The sequence below is a fragment of the Arthrobacter sp. P1_C12_2 genome (assembly GCF_056406415.1).
In genome coordinates this window covers 58,815-81,455 of sequence record NZ_JBFUAF010000015.1, presented here as the reverse complement: position 1 = coordinate 81,455, position 22,641 = coordinate 58,815, and the positions used below count along the sequence as shown (strand labels likewise).

Genomic DNA, 22,641 nt, shown 5'->3' with positions numbered 1-22,641 from the left:
GTTTAGGACTCTATCCGGTGGTCTTCGAGAACGGTGAATCCCCGTGCTGTCAAGGCGGTCCGAAGCTCCACCCGGTCATCCAGTGCCAGGTTGACGCCCTTGACTTCCTGCCACACCTCGTGCCCGCGCCCGGCCACGAGGATGGTGTCCCCTACGCCAGCGAGCTCTACGGCTTTCAGGATGGCGGCGTCGCGGGGGAAGACCTCCAGGACCGTGCAGTCTAGGCCTTCGTCGTCCCTGGCCGCCAGGGCCCCGGCAAGGACGTCCGCGCGGATGGCCGCCGCGTCCTCGTCGTGGGGATCGTCGTCGCTGACAATCACGGTGTCCGCCAACCGGGCCGCGATGGCCCCCATGGCAGGGCGTTTGCTCTGGTCCCGCTGTCCGGTGGCACCGAAAACGATGATCACCCGGGATCCGGGTTCCGGGGACCGGACGGCTTCGAGGGCGCGCGCCAGTGCGTCGGGGTTGTGCGCGAAGTCCACCACGGCGGCCGGGGCCGTGGACACGAGCTGCATCCGGCCGGGCACGGCTACGGTGAAGGGGTCGGCGGCGTCGAGGGCGGCCTGCACGGCGGCAGGCTCGTGGCCGCCGGCGAGCACCATCACCGTGGCCAGCGCGGCGTTGGCGACGTTGAAGCCTCCCGGCAGGCCGGTGTGGACGCGCAGCTCCGCGCCGTCGCGGTGCCGGAGTACGAAGTCGGAGCCAAGGCCCCGCGGAGCCGTTCGGGCCACTGTCCAGTCCGCGGTCCAATCGGCGTCTGCCTGGCCGCCTCCGGTGGTCCCGGCCGTGGCGAGGGTTGTGACCGGGATTTCGGCGGCGGCCGCGAGCTTCCGGCCCCAGGCGTCATCGATTGTCACCACGGCGGCACGGGCGCGTTCCGGAGTGAACAGCCGGGCTTTGGTCTGGAAGTATTCCTCCATGGTCCCGTGCAGGTCCAGGTGGTCCTGGGTGAGGTTCGTGAACCCGGCGACGTCGAACACCACGCCGTCCACGCGGTGGAAGGACACGGCGTGCGAGGAAACCTCCATGGAAGCGGCATCGAGCCCGCGTTCGCGCATCAGCGCCAGAAGGGCGTGCACATCCGTGGATTCGGGAGTGGTCAGCAGGCTCGGGATCGGCTCGCCGCCAGCCAGGATCTCAATCGTCCCGATCAGTCCGGTCCGCTTGCCCAGCGCCCGCAGGAGGGCATTGATGAAGTAGGTGGTGGTGGTCTTGCCGTTGGTGCCTGTCACCCCGAAAAGCGCCGGTGCCCCGGCGCCGTCGGGCCGGCTCTGGTAAATGAGTGCGGACAGCCGGCCGACCACGCTGCGCGGCTCGTCGGCCAGCAGCACCGGAACGGAAATGTCATTGGCCAGCGCCAGCAGGCGCGCTCCTGCGCCGTCTGTCAGCACGGCCACGGCGCCCGCGTCGACGGCCTGGGACACGAAGTCGGCCCCGTGCCGTGCGGCGCCTGGCAGGGCCACGTACAGGTCTCCCGGGCGGACCGACCGGGAATTCAGGGAGATCCCGGTGACCGGGACGGAGTGGGACGCACCGGGGACGGCGATGCCGATCGCCTCACCGATGGCTGCCAGCGGCACTGCGGCAACCGCAGTAGGCCGAAAGCCTGTAGTGGAGTCATGGCCGGACGGCGCGGAAGCATCGGGGTCGGTGAGCTCTGACAAGTGGATCTCCGTTGTGGTGCTAGTGGGTCGGGCACTAATAAATCGGGCACTGATGAATCGGGACCTGGTGGATCGGGACCTGCCCACGCGGACATGCTCCGGCGCGCAGGCAGTGGGAGTGGCGCCGGCTGGTGACTTCCGGGTGCCAGGTGGAACGGGCGCTACTTGGCGTACTGCGGCAGCCGCACGGGTTCGCCGGTGGAGGGCTGAACGTTGAACGTGCGCAGCGTCTGGCTCATCACCGAACGGAACACCGGTCCGTTGGTGATTCCGAAGATGCTTCCCTTGGGCCGTTGCAGGACCACCTCAACAATAAACCGCGGATCGTCCATGGGCGCCATTCCGATGATGGAGGCGGTGTAGCCGCAGAACCCGGACTTGCCGTCGTCGCAGGGTGATTCGGACGTGCCTGTCTTGGCGCCCACCCGGTACCCGTCGATCGCGGCTTCCTTGATCTCGCCCTCGGTCACGGCGCTCTCAAGGATGTCGCGGACCTGCTTGGCGGTGTCCTTGGAAACGATCTGCCTCGGGTCCTTGGCCGGGACTTTTTCCTCGGTTCCGTCCGGGTTGATGTAGCTGTCGATCAGCCGCGGCTGGAGCATCACGCCGTCGTTGGCGATGCTCTGGTAGGCCCGGACGGTCTGGAGGGTGGTTTGCGCGACGCCCTGGCCGAAGAGCACGGTGTATTGCTGGCGGCCGTCCCACTGGTCGGCCGGCGACAGGATGCCCTTGGCTTCGGCCGGAAGGCCGATGTCGGGGGCCTCGCCGATGCCGAACTTCCGCAGCCAGTCATGGCGCTGGTCCTTGCTCAGGCGCTGGCCCACCATGACTGTGCCGGTGTTCATGGAGTAGCCGACAATTCCAGCCAGCGTCCGTTGCTCGGTGCCGTGTTCGAACGCGTCGCTGAAGGTCTGTCCGTCCACGGTGTAGGTCGGCGGAATGGTGAACCTGTCCAGCGGGCTGGATTTCCCTTCCTGGATCGCGGCTGCGGCCGTGATCATCTTCTCCACCGAGCCGGGCTCGTAGGCGGCGGTGACGGCCCGGACCCCGCGGTCCTCGGCGGCAACCTTGCCGGGGTCGTTCGGATCCGGGGCATCGGTATCGGCCATGGCCACGATGTTGCCGGTCTTGGCATCCAGGACCACAATTACACCCCACTCGGCGCTGAGCTTGTCCTTCTGGCTTTGGATCGCCTGCTGGGAAAAGTACTGCAGGTCCGAATTCAGCGTGAGCTTGATGTCCTTGCCGTTCACCGCCGGCGTCAATTGGTCCACGCCCACGGGGATGCGCAGTCCGTCGGCGCCGATTTCAAACAGGCGCTTGCCAGGTGTCCCTTTGAGGATCTCGTCCTGGGTCTGCTCGAGGCCCGCCTGTCCGGTGCTGCCGTCCTTGAGAAACCCGACAATTCCGCCGGCCACGGAGCCGTTGGGGTAGACGCGTTTGCTGGTGCCTTCGGTGACAATGCCGGGAATCTGCAGCTTGGACACCGCGTCCTCGATGTCCGGCTTCAGGTCCTTGGCCACGATGTAGTAGCGCTGGGTTCCGGTCAGGGCATCGCGCAGGGCGCCGCGGTCCATGCCGAGCACGCCGGCCAGTTCGGAAATGCCCTGGTCCCGGGTGACCTTGACGAGTTCGTCCTTGCCATTGATGGTCTCGAGCCGGCGGAAGGAGTCGGTCTTGGTATTGACTGTCTGGTCCACCACGATGTTGTAGCGGATGACGCTGCTGGCCAGGACCGTGCCGGAGGAATCGAGGATGCTGCCGCGCTCCGCAGGCAGCACCGTTGGCGTGAGCCGGTTGTTGAGGGCGGCCTCCGCCATGCCCCCGACGTCAAGGCCCTGGACCATGAACAGCTTGCCGCCGACCACCAGCAGGAGCGCCAGCATGATGCCGAGCCCCACGCGGAGCCGCCGGGTGGCGTTTGGGGCTTTCGCCTTGCTTGCCTTGCCGGAGTTCTTCGCCACGGTGAGTCCTTGCTGCTTGCCTTGCTGGTGGTCAGTGAACGTTACTGCCCCGGCGTCTTCTGTGCGGGAGCGGGAACCGATCCGCCGTGGAGCTCCACGGCGGGGGCAGCAGGTTTCGGTGCGGGTGCGGGCTTTGCAGCTGCCGGCGCCGGTAGCGTGTCTGCGGCTTTGGTGTCCGCCGCTTTGGTGTCCGCCGACTCGCGCTGGGCGAGCGGTTCGTTCTCCGTGACGGGCGGGACAACCGTGAGCTGCCCGGCGACGGCCGGTGCGGCGATGACGGCGCCCGGGGCATCACCCTTGACGGCCGGTTTGGCCTTGCCGGTGACGCTGAGGGTGGAGAGGTCGATCTGGCCCTTGGCGAGGGAACCCACCATGCCCAGTTCCGTGGCCCTGGCCGCGAGGTTCTGCGGGGCGTCGAAGTTCTGGACCTGCTGGGTGAGGTCCTGGTTCTGTTTGGTCAGCGTGGTCTGTTCACTGCGGAGCTGGACCAGCTTGTACTGGGCAGAGGAGACGGAGATGTTCAGGACCAGCACGGCCATGAGGGCAATCGCCAAGAGTCCGAAGCAGAGGACCACGAACGGTGCGCGGCGCTTGCGGGGTACGGAGCGGACCAGCGAAAGCGGGGTGCGTGCCTTCCGGGGCTGAACAGTGCCGGGGCGGAGGCCGGGCAGGGCACGGGCAGTGGCGCCCTGGGCAACGGGGTAGCTGTTGACGGCGGCGGTGCTCATGCGGCTCTCCTGGCTTTGATGCGTTCGACGGCGCGCAGCCGGGCGGAAGCTGCGCGGGGGTTTTCGGCGATTTCAGCGGCGGTGGGTACCTCGGTGCCCTTCGTCAGGGTTTTCAGTTCGGCTTTGTGCTCTTCGAGTTCGACCGGGAAGCCGAGCGGTGCCGAGGACTTCGAACCGGCCTGGAAGAAGCCCTTGACGATCTTGTCCTCCAGGGAGTGGTAGGACATGACCACCACGCGGCCGCCGAGGGCGATGGCCTCGATCGCTGCCGGGATGGCGCGCTCGAGGACGTCCAGTTCCTCGTTGACCTCGATCCGGAGCGCCTGGAAGGTGCGCTTCGCGGGGTGGCCGCCGGATTTGGCGGCACCGGCGGGCACCACGGACCGGATCTGTTCGACGAGTTCGCCGGTGGTGGTGAAGGGCTTTTCGGCGCGCGCGGCCACGATCCTGTTCGCGATGCGGCCGGCGAACTTCTCTTCGCCCCATTTCCGGATGATCCGGACGAGTTCTTCTTCGCTGTAGTTATTGACGACGTCGGCGGCCGTCTGGCCGCGGCTGGTGTCCATCCGCATGTCCAGGGGGGCGTCGAAGGAGTACGCGAAGCCGCGCTCCCGCTCGTCCAGTTGGAGCGATGAGACGCCAAGGTCCATGAGCACACCGTGGACTTCGGTGAAGCCCAGGTCCTCGAGGACGTCCGGGATTTCGTCGTAGACGGCGTGAACGAGGTCGGTCCGGTTCTCGAAGGGCGCCAGCCGGGCCCCCGCCAGCGCCAGGGCTTCCTCGTCGCGGTCGATGCCGATCAGGTGAAGGTCCGCAAAGCGCTTCAGGAGGGCCTCGGAGTGCCCGCCCATGCCGAGCGTCGCGTCGATCACCACGGGGGTCTCGCCGCGGGTCCGGGCAGCCTCGATGCCAGGTGCCAACAAATTGATGCACCGGTCCTTGAGGACCGGTACATGGCGTTCGGACGTCGGCTTCGCCTGGTCGGGATCCGTCATACCTTCGTCCTTTCGTTGGCGGCTTTGATGGCTGCGCTTTGCTTGTTGCTGCTCTTACGCAACGTTCCTTGGTCCAGATCCCCATCCGCGCCTACCTAGCGCCGGCCTGGCTCCGGGGAAGTGAGCCAGGACAACAACCGGATGGGCGGCTGGAGATCTCGATCAAGGAACGTTGTTTGCTGGTGGATCAGCGGGGGTTCAGAGAATCCCCGGGATGGCGTCGTCTGTTTCCGAGAAGGCGGTTTCCTTTTCGGCCAGGTACTCATTCCAGGCCTGGGCGTCCCAGATCTCCGCGCGGGATCCTGCGCCAATGACGGCGAGTTCCCGGCCAAGACCTGCATACTCCCGGAGCGCCGGCGGAATCGTCACGCGCCCCTGCTTGTCAGGTACCTCGTCCGAGGCTCCAGAGAGGAAAACACGGATGTAGTCACGTGCCTGCTTGGAGGAAATTGGAGCCTCCCGCATCTGCTCGTGAACCCGGCCGAATTCCGCCTCACTGAATACGTAGATGCAACGCTCCTGACCCCTTGTGAGAACCAGCCCGCTGGCAAGTTCCTCGCGGAACTTAGCGGGGAGGATAATTCGACCTTTTTCGTCCAGACGCGGCGAATGTGTGCCGAGAAACACGGCCCACCGCCCGTCTGTTCTAGAAAGTCCAACGTCCCCTGTGTTGCAACTACCCTCTTACGCCCTCCACATTACTCCACATCGCTCCACAGTCAACGACACGCCCGGGATGTTTAGACAAATTTGCGGAGGTACATCCCCTTTCTTCCCAGCATTTGCAGGGAAACAGGATTGGTGGGGGAAAGTGGAGCGATTTTGCCTGCTTGCCTCACTCGCCGTCGCCGCTTCACGGCGCGGACCGGCGCCAGGGTGAAACAATTCGACTCCGTCGCCCCTTATGTGTGCGGATCACAGCAAAACCGCAGCAAAAATTCCGCTTTAAATGGCGAAAGACCCGCCGAAGCGGGTCTCGCGCCGTCCCCCGGCGTACCGGTGGCGGGAAGTGGAGGGCCTAAGGGGCCATCACGGATTCGTTCAGGATTCTCCCCCGTGCCGTTCGTCCCAGCGCTGCTCAAGGTTGCTCATGAACGAACTCCTGGGCTTGCCCTGCTTGCGGCCGCCGGCTGCCCGGGCCTTGCCCACAGCCGAACTGCGCATCGTGGCGAAATAGACGCCAGCGCCCATCACCACAAAGCCCACGACCCCGACGATGATGATTTGCGTCGACACTCCGACCAATAACAGCAGCACGCCCGCGAGGGTCGCGAGCACGCCCATGACGAGGTGGCGGGTGGACCAAGAGCGCGCGGGTCCGGATCCCATCGAGCTTGCAAACTTTGGGTCGTCCTCATTCAGCTRCTTCTCAAGTTGCTCCAGCAACTTCTGTTCGTGCTCCGAGAGCGGCATCACGACCTCCTCAAGTCTGCCAACGTCCGGGCGTGACGTATCCAATGCCCTAATCGCCTAACGCCCGGGATTCCGAAGTGGTTCCCCTTCACCGCCGTTGGTGAAAAGGGAAATTCAGCTGTCCCGTGCCGGTCTTAGCTAGCCAGATCGCCCGAACGGTCGATCCAGTAGTCCTAAACCTAGGTATTAATAAGGATAGATTGTTGCGGCCTGTTCTGAAAGACAGTCTTAAGGCCCTTTCGCCGCCAGAACCCTTGGGAACGGGCGGCGCCGCCAAGGGATTCCGGCCGGGCTTACTCGGAGGTGCCCCCGGGATCCAGGAGCCGGGCCGGTAGAACGGACTTATTGCCGAATTTCCGGGTGACAGCATCGAGGGCTTGTTCGGCGGCCCGCCAGTTGTCGTCCCGGCGGTCAAGACTGAGCTGAAGCGGGGCGTCGGCGGCCTCCTCCAGCTGTTCGGCCCGGATACCGACCAGCCGGACTGTCATGGGCCGCTCTCCCACCGATTCCAGGAGCTGCACCGCCACGGCGTAAAGGAGTTGGGCGCTGTCGATCGGTGTGCTCACGGTACGGCTGCGGGTAATCGTGGAGAAGTCCGCGTAGCGCAGCTTGAGGGCCACGGTGCGGGCGTGCATGCCGGCGCCGCGGAGGCGCTCCGCCGTCCGGTGCGAAAGGCGCAGCAGTTCCCGGTGCAGCAGTGCGTCATCCGCGGTGTCAGTGGCGAACGTCTCCTCGGCTCCAATGCTCTTTTCCAGCCGGACCGGTGTCACAGGCCGCGGATCGATGCCCCAGGAGAGCCGGTAGACATGCTCCCCCGATGCGCCCAGCAGCTTGCGCAGCGAGGGCAGGGGCGAGGCGGCGACGTCCGCCACCGTCCTGATGCCCCGGCGGGCCAGCACCTCCACGGTCTTGCCGCCGACTCCCCAGAGCGCACTGACCGGAAGGCTGTGCAAGTAAGGGACGGTTTCCTCCGGCCTGATCAGCAGCAGCCCGTCCGGTTTGCACCGGGTGGACGCGATCTTGGCCACAAACTTGCTGGCGGCTATGCCTACCGATGCCGTGATCCCCAATTCCCGGACCACGCGTGCCCTGATGAGTTCGCCAATCTCCCGTGGCGGACCGAGCCGCCGGATGGCTCCCCCGACGTCCAGGAACGCCTCGTCCACGCTAAGCGGTTCGACGAGGTCGGTGATGGAAGCAAAGATTGCCATGATCTGGCCGGAGACTTCGTAGTAGAGCTTGTGGCGGGGCTCGATGATGACAGCCGAGGGGCACATGCGTGCCGCGACCACCATGGGCATCGCTGATCTGACGCCGAATGCGCGGGCCTCGTAGGACGCGGAGAGCACCACGGAGCGGTCCGCCGGATAGCCCACAATCACGGGTTTTCCCTTAAGCTCGGGACGGCTGCGCAGTTCCACGGAGACAAAGAACGCGTCCATGTCCACGTGCATGATGCTGCTGCGCCGCATTTCCAGCAGGGATTCCCCGCTCAGGTTGCCGGGGGGCTGGATGTGGGGCTGCGCATTCGAGCGCTCGTAAGGGTGCATATTCGTCTGCACTCCCTGCTGAACTGCCCGATGATTGTCTGCTTCCGACCCCACGTCTTCAATCCTATGCCCGGGAACTGACTAAACTGGAGGCTGATTCCGCTTCAACCCCAGGAGGAAAGTCCCTGTGAAGGTATTTGGACAGCGCAAACGTGCCGCGGCCGCCATCGCGGCGGCGGGCGCGCTTTTGGCCTTGGCCGCATGCACGCCTGYCGGCACCGGGAGCACGGCGACGTCCCCGGCGCCGAACCCGGACGCATCAGCGCAGTCCTCCACCACTGCTCCCCCCAGCCCTTCCGCGGAACCCGGCACATCGGCCACGGTCGGCGCCCTGGTGCCCGGCTTCCCGCAGAAGCCCCTGGCGCTCATGCCCGGGGCGAAGGTGGTCTCCAGCAGCTTCGATAAAACAACCGTGCCGGCAACCGTGGCCCTGGTCGGCAGCATCACGGCCCCCGCCGCCGATGTCCTGGCCTTCTACACCAAAGGGCTGGAGGCGCAGGGCTTCAAGGCCGTACCCGGTGAAACCGTCGGCGCCCTGCCTTCCAAGGACTTCCTGCGCGGTGACAACGAAACCGTGAACATCGCCGTCATGCAGACCGCTGGCGTGTCCACGTTCACGATCGGCGCGAACGTCGCTGCCGAGTCCGTCAAGTGAGTCTCGCCGAACAGCTACGGCTCGAGCAGGCGGATTTCGTGGCCGCCGTCGCCGGCAAGCTCACCGTGTTCCTGACCAGCCGCCAGGCCGTCATGTCCTCGATCTCCCCGGACATCGATCCGCTCATGGGCTCGATCTCAAACCTGGTCACGGGCGGAAAGCGCCTGCGGGCGCTCATGTGCTACTGGGGCTGGCGCGGTGCCGGCGGGGAAGCCGGCGCGGCTGAAGTGGTCACGGCCGGCTCGGCCCTGGAACTGTTCCAGGCCGCGGCCCTGATCCACGATGACATCATTGACCGCTCGGACACGCGCCGGGGCGGCCCCAGCGTCCACCGCCGGTTCATTGAACTGCACGAGGCCCAGGGCTGGGCGCTGGACAGCGAGCGGTTCGGCCACGCGGCAGCGATTCTGACCGGGGATCTCTGCCTGTCCTTCAGCGAGGAATCGTTCACGGAAATCGGACACCGCGCCGCCTCCGGCAGCCCGGCACGGCTGATCTTCAACCTCATGCGCGCCGAAGTGATGGCCGGGCAGTACCTCGACATCCTTGAAGAGGTCGCCGGACCCAGGCGGGACCGCGCTGGGGCCGTCAGCCGGGCCCAGTCCATCATCCGGTTCAAGTCGGCCAAGTACTCCACCGAACACCCGCTCGCTCTGGGCGGCGCCCTGGCCGGCGCGGGCGACGAGCTGCTGCGCGGCTATTCCGCCTTCGCCCTGCCGCTCGGCGAGGCGTTCCAACTGCGGGACGATGTCCTTGGCGTCTTCGGTGACCCTGTCACCACCGGCAAACCGGCTGGGGACGACCTCCGTGAGGGCAAGCGCACGGTCCTGGTGGCGTTCGCCCTGGACCAGGCCCCGCCGGCCGAATCAGAGTTCATCGACGCCAAGCTCGGCAGCCCCGATCTCAGCGATGCGGACATTGAGGAGATCCGGCGGATCATCGTGGACTGCGGCGCGCTCCAGGCCACGGAAGTACTCATCGAGGAGTTCGGCAAGGCCGCCTTCGCCGCCCTTGACCTCCTGCCGATTGAGGAGCTGCCCAAGACCGCGCTCCGCAGGCTGGCAGAGGCCACGGTCAGCCGCGCGGCCTGACCCGGCACTCAAGGCAAAGGCGCCCTTTAAGAGGTGCCTGGAACGCGGCGGGCCGTGCACGGCGGTTTGCGCTGTGCACGGCCCGTAATGGCACGTCTAAGGGATGCTGCCGGCGCATTGATACTGCCGGCGTGTGCCTACCAGGCCAGTGACTGGGCCCTGCGGCGAATTTCGGTCTTGCGCCCTTCCCGCAGGGCGTCGATCGGCCGGCCGCGGAGGGACTCGTCCGGGGTGAAGAGCCAGTTGATCAGTTCCTCATCCGAGTATCCGGCGTCCGAGAGGACAACTATGGTGCCTTTCAGGCTCTCCACGGCATGCCCGTCCTGGATGAAAGCCGCGGGCACGGACCTGATGCGCCGGTCGCCGATTCTCACAGCCGCCAGCGCACGCTCGTCCAGAAGTGCATGGACCTTGGTAATAGATACGTTCAGAAGCTGTGCGACATCGGGCAGGGGCAGCCATTCGCCCACGAGGCTTTCTACATTACTCACGCATAAAGATTGCCACGGCGGGTGCCCCGCCGCCTAGTCGGCAGCCGCAGAAATGACGGCCGCGGCACTGGCTCATCCCGCCGCCGGAATGCCGTCCGGGTTCACCCGGGACTCCGCCGGGACGCCTTTTGGCCGACACTCCACCGGAAACTGGTTTGCGGAATGCCAAGCGGTTCTTGTGCTAATTGCCAATTCATGAGACATTCACATAGATCACATTTGTAACAGAAATAACATTTGTCACACTGGTAACACCAGTTCTACCGGCCTGACCGCAGCGTTGCCGCTGAGAAGAGGATCTTTCCAATGACAACCTCACGTTCGCCACAGCTCCGTCCGGGGCGCAGCCTGCCGCTGATCGCGGCGACGACGGCGGCGCTTCCCGCCGTCGTGCTTTCCTCCCTGGCGATCGCCCAGCCTGCCGCAGCCGAATCGCGTGTGCGTTCGGTCCCGGCAACCCTCGCGGCCGCCATGCGTGCCCAAGCGAAGGCGGACGCTGCGACGTCCCTGAAGGCGGCAGTGATCCCCGCCGCCTCCGTCCCGGTCACGCTGCCAAGCGCCTTGCGGCCCGCGCAGCCTGCGGCACCCGCCGTCTACACGATCGCCCGCGGCGACACCATCAGTGCCGTTGCCGGCCGCTACGGCCTGGACACCTTCGCCGTACTCAAGCTGAACAACCTGCAGGCGAACACCATCATCTACCCGGGGCAGAAGATCAAGCTCACGGGCTCGACGCCGGCCCCGGCAGCCACCCCGGCCCCGTCTACCCCCAGAGCGTCTGCTCCTGCGACTTCCTCCGGCGGGGGCTCCGTGTACGTCGTCAAGTCCGGCGACACCCTGAGCGCCATCGCCGCCAGACACGGCGTTGGGCTTTCCGAGATCTTCAAGTGGAACGGGCTCGGCATGAGCTCAGTGATCTATCCCGGCCAGAAGGTCAAGGTCGGCGGCGGTACCAGCACTCCGGCCCCCGCCGCACCCAAGCCCGCGACAAAGCCCGCATCGTCGGCGCCCGCGCCGGCCAGCTCCGGCTCCTACACCATCAAGGCAGGCGACACCCTCTCCGGCATCGCAGCCCGCAACAGCGTCAGGCTCTCGGACGTCCTGTCGGCCAACCGGCTGACGATGTCGAGCATCATCTACCCTGGCCAGAAGCTGGTCATCCCCGGCGCGTCGACCATCGCACCGGCCTCGAGCACGCCTGCCACCACCACACCGCTCGTGCCCAGCACGTTCCTCGGGTTCAGCTACCCGGCCGCGGTGGTCAGCTCGGCCAACCAGAACAAGGCGCTGCTCAACGCCTCTCCGGTGCCCAGCCTTCAGCAGATGAAGTCGATCGTGGCGGACACGGCACGGCGTATGGGCGTGGACGCCAGCCTCGCCATGGCCTTTGCCTTCCAGGAATCCGGCTTCAACCAGCGTGCCGTGTCACCGGCCAATGCGATCGGCACCATGCAGGTCATCCCGTCCTCCGGCGAATGGGCATCCGATCTGGTGGGCCGCAAGCTGAACCTGCTGGATCCGTACGACAACGCCACGGCAGGCATCGCGATCATCCGCCAGTTGGTCCGCACCAGCCCTGACCTGGACAATGCGATCGCCGGCTACTACCAGGGCCAGTACTCGGTGAGCCAGAACGGCATGTACGACGACACCAAGGACTACGTCGCCGCCATCAAAGCCAACCAGAGCCTGTTCCGCTAAATACAGACTCCAGCACAGGCTCCCTTACGGCGGAGCGTGACGCTACGGGCCCGGATCGCATGTTGATTCGGGCCCGTTTCTGTCCAGCGACTACGATTGTAAGGTGCAAGAATACGTGTCGGACGCCCTCGTAGGGAACCTGGTGGACAACCGCTACCAGGTTCAATCCAGGCTTGCCCGCGGCGGGATGTCCACCGTGTACCTCGCCACGGACCAGCGCCTTGAGCGCGACGTCGCGCTGAAGGTGCTGCATCCGCATCTGGCCGACGACCCACAGTTCCTCGACCGGCTGGGCCGCGAAGCCAAGGCAGCCGCCCGGCTCTCCCACCCCCACGTCGTGGGTGTCCTGGACCAGGGTGAAGACGGCCGGCTCGCCTATCTGGTCATGGAGTTCATCAAGGGCCACACGCTGCGGGACGTCCTCAATGACAAGGGCGCCCTGTCACCGCGGTTGGCGCTGGCGCTGATCGATCCGGTCGTCGAGGGGCTCGGCGCCGCGCACGCCGCCGGCATGATCCACCGGGACATCAAGCCGGAAAACGTCCTGATCGCCGACGACGGGCGGATCAAGCTCGGCGACTTCGGCCTGGCACGCGCTATCTCGACGTCCACGAGCACCGGCGCCCTGATCGGGACTGTCGCCTACCTCTCCCCCGAACTTGTCCTCGGTAAGCAGGCAGATGCCCGCAGCGACATCTATTCGGTGGGGATCATGCTCTATGAAATGATCACGGGCCGGCAGCCGTTCGCCGGCGACGTGCCCATCCAGGTCGCCTACCAGCACGTCAATTCCACCGTCGAAGCTCCGTCCCTGGAGGTGCCCGGGCTGGCCGCGGAGATCGACGAACTGGTCCAGTGGTGCACGGACAGGGACCCGGACAAGCGCCCCGTCGACGGTACCGCCCTGTTGTCCGAGCTCCGGCACATCAGGACCAACCTCAGCGACGCCGAACTCGACCTCCAGCCCCCGGCGGCTGTCCGCAGCCCCCTGCCGGCCGTGGCTGCACCGCCAAGTCGGCGACCCGGCGTTACCGGGCCGGCGTCGGACGCGCGGGACACTGCCTTCGTGCTGCCGCCCACCGAAATGCCCACGGAATTGCAGACTGAGGTATACGGCAGCCTCGCCCGGCCCACCGAGATGATCTCCCGCACCAGTGGCAACCCGACCACTGTGATGTCCGGTGCCCCGCGGCGTCCGGCCTACGGACCGTTGTCCACCCCGGACGAGGCGGCCTACGACGGCGCCGCCGGGTATGACGATCCGGCGGAAGGTGCGGTTGCCCCCAGCAAGCGCGCCCAGCGCAAGCTGGACCGGGACGAGGAGAAGGCCCGCCAGCGCGCCGCGGCCACGCCCACCAAAACCCTGCACGAGGGCAACCCCCGGCGCCGCGGCCTGCTGTGGATCGTCCTGCTCGTCGTCGCGGCCCTGCTCGCCGCCGTCGCCGGCTGGTTCTTCGGCATGGGTCCGGGCTCCCCCGGAACGATCCCCCAGGTGGCAAATAAGACCGTTGCCGAGGCCCAGGATCTGCTCCGCACCGCCGGCTTCCAATCCAGCGTGAAGGATGTCTTCAACGACGACATCTCGCCGGGCCTGGTGGTCGACTCGGAGCCGAACGCCGGCGAGGTCATCCGCAAGTTCCTGCCCGTGTCCCTTGCTGTGTCCAAGGGCCCGGAGCTCTTCCCGCTGCCGGAACTCACCGGCAAGACCCTGGATGAGGCCAAGACCACGCTCAACGGCGCCGAAATGGCCCTGGGCCCGATTACCGAGACCTTTGACGAGAAGGCGCCTGCCGGGACTGTCCTTGCGATGGCGCCGCGCAGCGGCAACCCGGTGCGGCACGGGACGCCCGTTGGCCTCACTGTCTCGAAGGGCCCGCAGCCCATCCCGGTCCCGGATGTCCGCGGCCAGGCGCAGGACGCCGCCGTGAGTGCCCTGGAAGCCGCCGGGCTGAAGGCCGTGGTCTCACCGGAGCCGGTCAATGACCCGCAGATTCCCAAGGGTGCGGTGCTGGCGCAGGACCCGGCCTCCGGCAATCTGACCAAAGGCGGATCCGTGACCCTGACCATCTCGAAGGGCCCGAAGCTCGTTCATGTTCCGTCGGTATTCCGGATGTCCGAAGCGGAGGCCGTGAAAGCCCTCCGGGATGCCGGCCTCGACGTGAAGGTCACTTACGCCTTCGGTGCATCGGTGCTCGACATCGTCGCGGGACAGGACAAGACCGGCCAGCAGCCGGAAGGCACGCTCGTTACAATCACCGTCACGTAGGCCTTTGGCCGGCGCCCCATCAGGGCACACTCACTCCACAGAAAAGCTCCGCCCGGCTGATATCAGCCGGGCGGAGCTTTTAATAAGGGGCTTCGTTGCCAATCAGTGCAGCGCGTCAGCGCTTGGAGAGTGCACCGGCCACTAGGAACGCCATTTCGAGCGACTGCATGTGGTTCAGGCGCGGATCGCAGACCGACTCGTAGCGGTCCAGGAAGGCTTCCTGGTCGATCGGGTCGGCTCCGCCGAGGCATTCGGCGACGTCGTCCCCCGTCATCTCCACGTGCAGGCCACCGGGAACGGTGCCGAGCGCGTGGTGGACTTCGAAGAACCCGCGCACCTCGTCAATGACGTCGTCGAAATTGCGGGTTTTGTAGCCGTTGGGCGACGTGACCGTGTTGCCGTGCATGGGGTCGGTGACCCAAAGGACCTGAGCCCCGGAGGCGGTGACGCGCTCGACGATCGCCGGCAGCTTCTCGCGAATATTGCCCGCACCCATGCGGGTGATGAAGGTGAGCCGGCCGGGCTCCCGGTTCGGATCCAGCTTGTCGATCAGGCGCAGGGCGTCATCGCCGCTGGTCGACGGGCCGAGCTTGACGCCGATCGGGTTGCGGACGCGGGAGAGGAAGTCAACGTGTGCGTGGTCCAGCTCGCGGGTGCGCTCCCCGATCCACAGGAAGTGCGCCGAGGTGTCGTAGGGCAGCCCGGTGCGCGAGTCGATGCGGGTCAGGGCGCGCTCGTAGTCCAGCAGCAGGGCCTCGTGGCTCGCGTAGAACTCCACCCGCTTCAGGGCCTCGAAGTCGGCCCCGCAGGAGGCCATGAACTTGATGGCGCGGTCGATGTCCCGGGCCAGGGACTCGTAGCGGGCGTGGGCCGGGTTTTCGGTGAAGCCCTTGTTCCACTGGTGCACCAGGCGCAGGTCCGCGAAGCCGCCCTGGGTGAAGGCGCGGATCAGGTTCAGCGTCGAGGCGGAGGTGTGGTAGGCCTTCAGCATCCGGCCGGCGTCGTGGGCGCGGGAATCGGGCGTGAAGTCGTAGCCGTTGACGATGTCGCCGCGGTAGGCCGGCAGGGTGACGCCGTCGCGCGTTTCGTCGTTGGAGGACCGGGGCTTGGCGAACTGGCCAGCCATGCGGCCCATCTTGATGACGGGCATGGCCGCGCCGTAGGTGAGGACGACGGCCATCTGCAGGATGGTCCGGACGCGGGCACTGATCTTGTCCGCCGTCGCCGCTTCGAAGGTCTCGGCGCAGTCGCCGCCCTGGAGCAGGAACGCCTTGCCCTGCGCGGCGGCGGCGAGCCGTTCGCGCAGGATGTCCACTTCGCCGGCGAACACGAGGGGCGGGAGGACGGAAAGTTCCTTGACGGACGTCTCAAACACAGCCGGGTCCGACCAGGTGGGCTGCTGCGAGGCCGGGAGCTCCCGCCAGTTGTCCAGCCCGGGATAGTTGGCGGCTCCGCTCTGGGCGGTGCTGGTCAGCGGGGAAACTCGTTTCTCAGATAGCTCGGTCACCATCTAAGGATAGTAGCCCCATCGAGGTTCGGGGGGCCCGGCCTGTCATTGACAGCTCCGTTGCCGTCATATGGCACCCGGGGCGCCGCTCATGCAGTGCCGGGAACCTCCGGCCCCGCTTCCCCGGCAGCGGTTTCGTCCGGGGTTTCGTCCGGGGTTTCGTCCGGGGTCTCGCTTGGGGATTTGCCGCCGGCCGCTTCCTGCACCGCAGCAGGGCCCGCAGAGGCTGTGTCCGGGGCCGCGTCCTGCGCCTTGCCCGCCAGGCGGAGCTTCACGGCGGCAGCGTACTCGTCCACATACTCCTGTCCGGACAGCCGCATGAGTTCATACATGATCTCGTCGGTCACCGAACGCTGGATCAGCCGGTCATCCTCCATCCCGTAGTAGCGGCTGAAGTCGAGCGGTTCGCCGAAGATCATGCCGATGCGACGGATGTTGGGCACGCGCTTGCCGATCGGCTGGACTTTGTCCGTTCCGATCATCGCCACCGGAATGACCGGGACGCGGGCCTGCAGCGCAAGGCGGGCAACGCCCACCTTGCCGCGGTAGAGGCGCGCGTCGGGGCTGCGTGTCCCCTCGGGGTAGATGCCCAGCAGGGAGCCGTTCTTGAGCACGTCCATGCCGGCGTTCAGGGACTGCGCGGACGCTGCGCCCCCGGACCTGTCCATGGGGAGCTGGTTGGTGAGCCGGAAGAAGGCTGCGGTCAGCCGGCCCTTGATCCCGGTGCCGGTGAAGTATTCGGATTTCGCCAGGAACGCGACCGGCCGCGGCACCATGACCGGCATGAAGATGGAGTCCGAGAAGGAGAGGTGGTTCGAGGCAATGATCGCGGCACCCTCGGCAGGGACGTTGTCGAGGCCCTTGACCCAGGGCCGGAACAGCAGCCTTAGCACCGGTCCCAGGACGAACGTCTTCATGAACCAATAAAACACTCGGTGACCTCTCCGGAAGGCGTCTGGCCGGCCACCCGAAACGGGTCCGGCCAGGCTTCAATGGACACCTTACTCTAGTGAGTTTTGCCGCTAAGGGTGACACGATGGGCACATGACTGAAAGCAGCACTCCCCCGGCGCCCGCCGCTTTCAGCTACCCCGGCCACGGCCCCAACGCCCGGACCGGCGTGGCCATCTGCCACGGCTTCACGGGCAGCCCGCTCAGCGTCCTGCCGTGGGCCCGCCACCTCGCCGCCCAGGGCTTCGCCGTGTCGGTACCGCTTCTGCCCGGGCACGGCACCCACTGGCGGGACCTCGCCCGGCAGGGCTGGCAGGACTGGTACACGAGCTTTGAAACGGCGTACCTGGACCTGGCTGCCCGGACCGATGACTGCTACGTCGCCGGGCTGTCCATGGGCGGCACGATCGCCCTGCGTACGGCGGCCCGCCACGGCGTGGCCGGCGTGGCCGCAGTCAACCCCGGCCTGAGCTTCTATGACCGCCGGGTCAGGATCGTGGGACTGCTCAAGTACTTCCAGCGCACCACCACGCCCCTTCAGGAGGAGAACTCCACGGCGGCCATCACCGACGACGGCGACTACTCCCTGACGCCGCTGGCCGCCGTCCACCAGCTGCGCCGGCTGTTCGCCGCGACACTCCGGGACCTGCCGGCAGTCCGGGCCCCGGCCCTGGTCTTCAAGTCGGCCACCGACGCCGTGGTCCCGCCGTCGTCCCTGGCGCTGCTGCGCAGGCGGCTCGGGTCCCGGGAACTCACGGTGGTTCCCCTCCCGCGCAGCGGACACGTTGCCACCCTGGACGCCGATGCGCCGCTACTCTTTGAAGAATCAGTGCGTTTCTTCCTGCAGCACACCCCCGCCATTTCGCCGCCCCGCGCCCCCACGGAGACCCCATGAGCATCCTCCCGGACCATTCGCCGTTCAGCAGCCCGTTCACGGGAACCGGCCCCCGGACCGGCGTCGTGGTGTCCCACGGCTTCACCGGCAGCCCGCACGGCGTGCGGGACTGGGCGTCGTCCCTGGCCAGTGCCGGGTTCGCCGTCCGGCTGCCCCTGCTGCCGGGGCACGGAACGAGCTGGCAGGAGCTGGCCAAGACCCGCTGGCAGGACTGGCATGCGGCCCTGGACGCGGCCTACCTGGAGCTTGCGGAAGAATGCGATGCCGTGGTCATGGCGGGACTGTCCATGGGCGGCGCCCTGGCGTTGCGGATTGCGGCCACCCGCCCCGTTGCAGGGGTTGTGGTGGTCAACCCCGGCCTGGTCATCGATGATCCCCGCGCCCCGCTTGCCGGCATCCTGAAATTTGTCCTCAAAAGCACTCCGGCGATCGCCAATGACATCCTCAAACCGGGCATGGATGAGTGCGCATACCCGCGCACGCCGGTGGCCGCCGCGCACGAACTCAACAAGATGTTCAAGGACACCGTGCGACTGCTGCCCCGCGTCACGGCTCCGGTCCGGGTCTACCGTTCCACAGTGGATCATGTGGTGTCTGAGTCCAGCATGGTGGCCCTGCGCAAGGGGTTGTCCAACGCCCCGCTCGAGGTGGTCCGGCTGGAAAACAGCTACCACGTGGCTACCATGGACAACGACGCACCCGAGATCTTCCGTGGCACGGCCGAATTCGTCCGGTCAGTTGCCGCCGCAGCCAGTCCGGGCGCCGCCCGCGCCAGCCGGAAGGACACGGCCAATGACTAAACCGGACCCCGACGTCCCGGACCCGGAGACCCCGGATCCGGACAACGCCCGGTCGCCTGTCCCTGACGCTGACGCTTCCGGCGACCAGCGCCCGGGCGCCACCGCGCCCCATGAGTCCCAGGACCCATCCGCCGCGGACGCACAGCCTGCTGACGACGACGCCGTGTGGCTGGACCTCGTCGCAAGGCTCGAAGGGGTCGGGGCAGGCGCGGACGAGGCAACTGGCGGCCCGGCCGGCGGCACCGACAGCGCCCGTGGCGCCGGCTCCGGCGCTGGCTCCAGCGCTGGCTCCCCTGCGAATAGGCCGTTCCGCGATTTTGACCCGCTGGGTCTCGCCGGCGCAGCGCCGATCGAGCTCTCCGCCAAAGAGCGGCTCGCCCCCGCCGCAGGCAATCCGACTGCGGGCGAGGCCCCGGATGCCGCACCCGGTCCCCGGGACTATGAGGCCGACGACGACGACGGCGCGTTCGTCCCGGAGGAGCCGCCCAGCCTGGCGGGTGCAGATCCGATGACCGTCCTTGCCTGGCTCGGCACGGTGGGCGGCCCGATTGCGCTGGTGCTCTCGGCGATGTTCTGGCGGTCGGCCCCGATGCTGGCGATCGTGGGCATGGTGGCCGCGTTCGCAGCCTCAGTGGTGTTCCTGATCATGAAGCTGCCGGGCGAGAAGGACGAGCACGACGACGGGGCGCGCATATAGTCCAGCCGGTCATCGAGTCCACCGGATACTGCGCTGGTTTTTTCGGGGGTGGTTACATCACGTTACTGCGTGTGCATGCGGCTGCTGACCCGGGAGAGGTCCGCGGCGCCGATTAGTCCGGCGTTGGGTCCCAGGGCCGCCAGTTCGATCTCCGCCGCGGGGCGGAAGCCGCGGCCGGTGAGGTTCCGCGCGAAGGCCTTCCGGGCCGGCGCGACCAGCAGCTCGCCGGCGTCGCACAGTCCGCCGCCGATCACGAACTTGCCGGGGTCCAGTGCCGCTGCGAGGTTCGCTAGGCCGAGTCCCAGCCACTCCCCGACGTCCTCGAGGAGTTCCCGGGAGGTCTGGTCCCCGGCCTTGGCCAGCTCCGTCACGATCACGCCCGTAATGCGTCCCACGTCGCCGTCCACGGCCTTGAGCAGTTCCTGGGCAACCGGGGAATTCGCGGCAGCCAGTTCCCTGGCCTCGCGGCCGAGCGCATTGCCCGAGGCGTATTGTTCCCAGCAGCCGCGGTTGCCACACTCGCAGCGGTGCCCGCCCGGCATGATGATCTGGTGGCCGAACTCCCCCGCCACACCGAACCGGCCGCGTTCGAGCCGTCCGTCCATCACCATGGCGCCGCCGATCCCGGTGCCCAGGGTGATGCAGACCAGACGGTTCTGTCCCTGCCCGGCGCCGAAGCGCCATTCCGCCCAGGCTGCGGCGTCGGCGTCGTTGGTCAGCAGGACGGGACGGCGCAGCAGCCGCTGCAGGTTCTCGCGCAGCGGTTCATTGCGCCAGGCCAAGTGCGGGCTGAAGAGGACCATACCGCCGTCGAGGTCCATCCAGCCGGCGGCGCCGATGCCCACCGACCAGATCCGGTGCCCGGCACCCAGTTCTTCGACCAGTTCGACAATGACCTGCTCCACGGCGCGCGGGTCGTTACCCGGAGTGGAGCGTTTCGCCTGGCTGAGGATCCGGCCCTCGGCATCGACCACCCCGGCAGCAACCTTGGTTCCCCCGATGTCGACGCCGATCGCCAGGCCCTTGCGGCCCAGCCGCAGGTGTGAACGAATGTCGTGTCCGGCCGTGGCGGCCGCCGCTCCGGCCACGGTCCTGCTCCGCCAGGCGGCGGTCCGGCCGCGCAGGCCGGGCTGCCGGCCAGGTGTTGGTGTCTGCATGRTGCCCCATTCTATTCGCCGGGGCCGCCGCAGCCGCGAAGGCCCGGCAGCGTGACTTCACCGGCGTGCCAGCAGCATGACGCCGCGCCCATGTCCGCAGCATCCTTGACTGGCGGAACGGCGGGCCCGACCGTAAAGTTACTGGCCAGTAGGTGTCGCAGAACACACCTTTGGGGGACCGCATACTAGGCTTAGCGGTACCCCTTGCGGGCCTATGGATACCTAAGGAGCTCTCGTGCGAGAAATCATTGTCCCGCCCCTGGTGAATGTCGATCCGGACACCAACGTCACCGATCTCGTGGTGCGTCAGGCGGCCAAGGCCTCCAACCCTGCGCTGTTCTCACGGCTCGACGCGGCGGGCCAGTGGCAGGACGTCCGTGCCACGGATTTCCTGGCCGACGTCTCGGCCCTCGCCAAGGGCCTCATGGCCAGCGGTGTGGCCGCCGGCGACCGCGTGGGCATCATGTCCCGCACCCGGTACGAATGGGCCCTGGTCGACTTCGCCATCTGGTTCGCCGGCGCCGTCTCGGTCCCGATCTATGAAACCTCCTCCCCCTCCCAGGTGGCCTGGAACCTTGGCGACTCCGGCGCTGTGGCCGCGTTCGGCGAATCGGCGCACCACGAGGACATCATCCGGCAGGCGGCCACGTCCGAGGGGCTCACCGCCCTGGGACATGTCTGGCAGCTCGAGGGGGACAGCCTGGACGAGGTCCGTGCGGCGGGAGCCGGCATCAGCGATGCCGAGCTCGAAGCGCGGCGCAGCCAGGCGTCCCTGAACGATATCGCCACGATCATCTACACCTCGGGCACCACCGGCCGGCCCAAGGGCTGCGAGCTGACGCACGGCAACTTCGTGGAACTGTCCGAGAACGTCCTGGTCACGTCGCTGGGCAGGATCGTGCATGAGGAGGCCAGGACCATCATGTTCCTGCCCATGGCCCACGTCTTCGCACGCTTCATCTCGGTGCTGGCAGTCGCCGCCGGCGTCACGGTGGCGCACACACCGGATATCAAGAACCTGCTGCCGGATCTGCAGAGCTACAAACCGACCTTCATCCTCGCCGTCCCGCGCGTCTTCGAAAAGGTCTACAACTCCGCCATGACCAAGGCCGAGGACGGCGGCAAGGGCGCCATCTTCCACCGCGCCGCGGACACCGCCATCGAATTCTCCCGGGCCCGGCAGGCCGGCAAGGTGGGGCTCGTGCTGAAGCTCAAGCACGCCGTGTTCGACAAGCTCGTGTACAGCAAGCTTCGGGCCGCCATGGGCGGGAACATCTCCCATGCCGTTTCCGGCGGCGGCCCGCTCGGTGAACGGCTGGGCCACTTCTTCCAGGGCATCGGCATGCAGATCCTGGAAGGGTACGGGCTGACCGAAACCACGGCGCCGGTCACGGTAAACACCCCGGACCTGATCAAGATCGGCACCGTCGGCGCCCCGATTCCGGGCAACTCCGTCAGGATCGCGGACGACGGCGAGATCCTTGCCAAGGGCGTGTGCGTCATGCGCGGTTACTACCAGCGCGATGACCTGTCCGCTGCGAACTTCGACGACGACGGCTGGTTCCGCACGGGAGACATCGGCCAGCTGGACGAGGCGGGGTTCCTGACCATCACCGGGCGCAAGAAGGAAATCATCGTCACCGCGGGCGGCAAGAACGTGGTCCCTGCCCTGCTGGAGGACCAGATCCGGGCGGACGCGCTAGTCTCGCAGGTGCTCGTGGTGGGCGACAACCGCCCGTTCATCGGCGCCCTGGTGACCCTGGACGAGGAAGCCCTCCCCGGCTGGCTGGGCCGCCACGGGCTCCCGGCCTCGACCTCGCTCGCCGAGGCTGCCGAGAATCCGGCGGTCAAGGCCGCCGTCCAGGAACTCATCAACCACGCCAACCAGTCGGTGTCCCAGGCCGAGGCGATCAAGTCCTTCCGGATCGTGCCGGCCGACTTCACCGAGGCCTCCGGCCACCTGACCCCCTCCATGAAGGTCAAGCGGGCCCAGGTGCTCAAGGACTTCGAGAACGTGATCGAGGAAATGTACAGCGCCAAGCGTCCCACCCTCGCCTAGGCAACGTACTCCCGCACCACCAAAGCTTGCACAAACAGAAGGGTCCTTCCAGCTTCCG

At 67.0% G+C, this 22,641-nt stretch carries 19 protein-coding genes; 8 read left to right on the top strand and 11 right to left on the bottom strand.

Annotated features, from left to right (window positions below; genetic code table 11):
• Window positions 1–2: 2 nt before the first annotated feature.
• The 7 genes from AC1DZQ_RS15915 to dinB all read right to left on the bottom strand — a co-directional run bounded on the left by AC1DZQ_RS15915 (window position 3) and on the right by dinB (window position 8,236).
• Window positions 3–1,664, bottom strand: a complete 1,662-nt coding sequence (locus tag AC1DZQ_RS15915) for a UDP-N-acetylmuramoyl-L-alanyl-D-glutamate--2,6-diaminopimelate ligase (RefSeq protein WP_476964406.1) — start codon at window positions 1,662–1,664, stop codon at window positions 3–5.
• Between the two features lie 161 nt (window positions 1,665–1,825).
• The gene (locus AC1DZQ_RS15910; protein ID WP_476964405.1) at window positions 1,826–3,628 is read right to left on the bottom strand and encodes a peptidoglycan D,D-transpeptidase FtsI family protein; all 1,803 of its coding nucleotides are present in this window, start codon (window positions 3,626–3,628) and stop codon (window positions 1,826–1,828) included.
• 41 nt (window positions 3,629–3,669) lie between these two features.
• The gene (gene ftsL, locus AC1DZQ_RS15905; protein WP_476964404.1) at window positions 3,670–4,356 is read right to left on the bottom strand and encodes a cell division protein FtsL; all 687 of its coding nucleotides are present in this window, start codon (window positions 4,354–4,356) and stop codon (window positions 3,670–3,672) included.
• Window positions 4,353–5,351 (bottom strand): 16S rRNA (cytosine(1402)-N(4))-methyltransferase RsmH, encoded by a 999-nt coding sequence (rsmH, locus tag AC1DZQ_RS15900; RefSeq protein WP_476964403.1) that lies wholly within the window; start codon window positions 5,349–5,351, stop codon window positions 4,353–4,355. Before rsmH ends, ftsL begins: the two co-directional genes overlap by 4 nt.
• A 198-nt stretch (window positions 5,352–5,549) precedes the next feature.
• Window positions 5,550–5,978, bottom strand: coding sequence for a division/cell wall cluster transcriptional repressor MraZ (mraZ, locus tag AC1DZQ_RS15895; RefSeq protein WP_028275887.1), 429 nt, complete (start codon window positions 5,976–5,978; stop codon window positions 5,550–5,552).
• Window positions 5,979–6,392: 414 nt separating this feature from the next.
• Window positions 6,393–6,764 (bottom strand): DUF3040 domain-containing protein, encoded by a 372-nt coding sequence (locus AC1DZQ_RS15890; protein ID WP_476964402.1) that lies wholly within the window; start codon window positions 6,762–6,764, stop codon window positions 6,393–6,395.
• 293 nt (window positions 6,765–7,057) lie between these two features.
• Window positions 7,058–8,236, bottom strand: coding sequence for a DNA polymerase IV (gene dinB / locus AC1DZQ_RS15885; RefSeq protein ID WP_476964441.1), 1,179 nt, complete (start codon window positions 8,234–8,236; stop codon window positions 7,058–7,060).
• 205 nt (window positions 8,237–8,441) lie between these two features.
• On the opposite strand from dinB, the gene AC1DZQ_RS15880 reads away from it, so the two are divergent.
• Both AC1DZQ_RS15880 and AC1DZQ_RS15875 read left to right on the top strand, forming a co-directional pair.
• Window positions 8,442–8,969 carry a hypothetical protein gene (locus AC1DZQ_RS15880; protein WP_476964401.1) on the top strand — a complete coding sequence of 176 codons (528 nt, stop codon included), beginning with the start codon at window positions 8,442–8,444 and terminating at the stop codon, window positions 8,967–8,969.
• Entirely contained in the window at window positions 8,966–10,060 is a 1,095-nt protein-coding gene (locus AC1DZQ_RS15875) for a polyprenyl synthetase family protein (RefSeq protein WP_476964400.1), read from the top strand. Before AC1DZQ_RS15880 ends, AC1DZQ_RS15875 begins: the two co-directional genes overlap by 4 nt.
• A gap of 137 nt (window positions 10,061–10,197) precedes the next feature.
• On the opposite strand, the gene AC1DZQ_RS15870 is transcribed toward AC1DZQ_RS15875, so the two are convergent.
• On the bottom strand, window positions 10,198–10,551 hold the full coding sequence (locus tag AC1DZQ_RS15870) for an Rv2175c family DNA-binding protein (RefSeq protein ID WP_026538795.1): 354 nt from the start codon (window positions 10,549–10,551) through the stop codon (window positions 10,198–10,200).
• A 306-nt stretch (window positions 10,552–10,857) separates the two neighbouring features.
• Here AC1DZQ_RS15870 and AC1DZQ_RS15865 point away from each other — a divergent pair, with 306 nt between their 5' ends.
• The gene (locus AC1DZQ_RS15865) at window positions 10,858–12,252 is read left to right on the top strand and encodes a lytic transglycosylase (RefSeq protein ID WP_476964399.1); all 1,395 of its coding nucleotides are present in this window, start codon (window positions 10,858–10,860) and stop codon (window positions 12,250–12,252) included.
• Window positions 12,253–12,355: 103 nt separating this feature from the next.
• Window positions 12,356–14,518 (top strand): Stk1 family PASTA domain-containing Ser/Thr kinase, encoded by a 2,163-nt coding sequence (locus AC1DZQ_RS15860; RefSeq protein WP_476964398.1) that lies wholly within the window; start codon window positions 12,356–12,358, stop codon window positions 14,516–14,518.
• Window positions 14,519–14,633: 115 nt separating this feature from the next.
• Here AC1DZQ_RS15860 and AC1DZQ_RS15855 read toward each other — a convergent pair whose 3' ends face one another.
• Together AC1DZQ_RS15855 and AC1DZQ_RS15850 are read right to left on the bottom strand one after the other, a co-directional pair.
• Window positions 14,634–16,028 carry a class II 3-deoxy-7-phosphoheptulonate synthase gene (locus AC1DZQ_RS15855; protein WP_476964397.1) on the bottom strand — a complete coding sequence of 465 codons (1,395 nt, stop codon included), beginning with the start codon at window positions 16,026–16,028 and terminating at the stop codon, window positions 14,634–14,636.
• 86 nt (window positions 16,029–16,114) lie between these two features.
• Entirely contained in the window at window positions 16,115–16,957 is an 843-nt protein-coding gene (locus AC1DZQ_RS15850) for a lysophospholipid acyltransferase family protein (RefSeq protein ID WP_476964396.1), read from the bottom strand.
• A 112-nt stretch (window positions 16,958–17,069) separates the two neighbouring features.
• On the opposite strand from AC1DZQ_RS15850, the gene AC1DZQ_RS15845 reads away from it, so the two are divergent.
• The 3 genes from AC1DZQ_RS15845 to AC1DZQ_RS15835 are packed head-to-tail and all read left to right on the top strand — an operon-like array spanning window position 17,070 to window position 19,367.
• On the top strand, window positions 17,070–17,870 hold the full coding sequence (locus tag AC1DZQ_RS15845) for an alpha/beta hydrolase (protein WP_476964395.1): 801 nt from the start codon (window positions 17,070–17,072) through the stop codon (window positions 17,868–17,870).
• Window positions 17,867–18,670, top strand: coding sequence for an alpha/beta hydrolase (locus AC1DZQ_RS15840; protein ID WP_476964394.1), 804 nt, complete (start codon window positions 17,867–17,869; stop codon window positions 18,668–18,670). The genes AC1DZQ_RS15845 and AC1DZQ_RS15840 overlap by 4 nt, the downstream gene beginning before the upstream one ends.
• Window positions 18,663–19,367 (top strand): hypothetical protein, encoded by a 705-nt coding sequence (locus tag AC1DZQ_RS15835; protein WP_476964393.1) that lies wholly within the window; start codon window positions 18,663–18,665, stop codon window positions 19,365–19,367. The genes AC1DZQ_RS15840 and AC1DZQ_RS15835 overlap by 8 nt, the downstream gene beginning before the upstream one ends.
• 62 nt (window positions 19,368–19,429) lie before the next feature.
• Here the strand turns inward: AC1DZQ_RS15835 and AC1DZQ_RS15830 are convergent, their stop codons facing one another.
• Entirely contained in the window at window positions 19,430–20,524 is a 1,095-nt protein-coding gene (locus AC1DZQ_RS15830; protein ID WP_476964392.1) for an ROK family glucokinase, read from the bottom strand.
• 235 nt (window positions 20,525–20,759) lie between these two features.
• Between AC1DZQ_RS15830 and AC1DZQ_RS15825 the strand changes: the two genes are divergently transcribed.
• Complete coding sequence (locus tag AC1DZQ_RS15825) at window positions 20,760–22,583, top strand: AMP-dependent synthetase/ligase (RefSeq protein ID WP_476964391.1); 1,824 nt, start codon at window positions 20,760–20,762, stop codon at window positions 22,581–22,583.
• The last annotated feature ends 58 nt before the right edge of the window (window positions 22,584–22,641 follow it).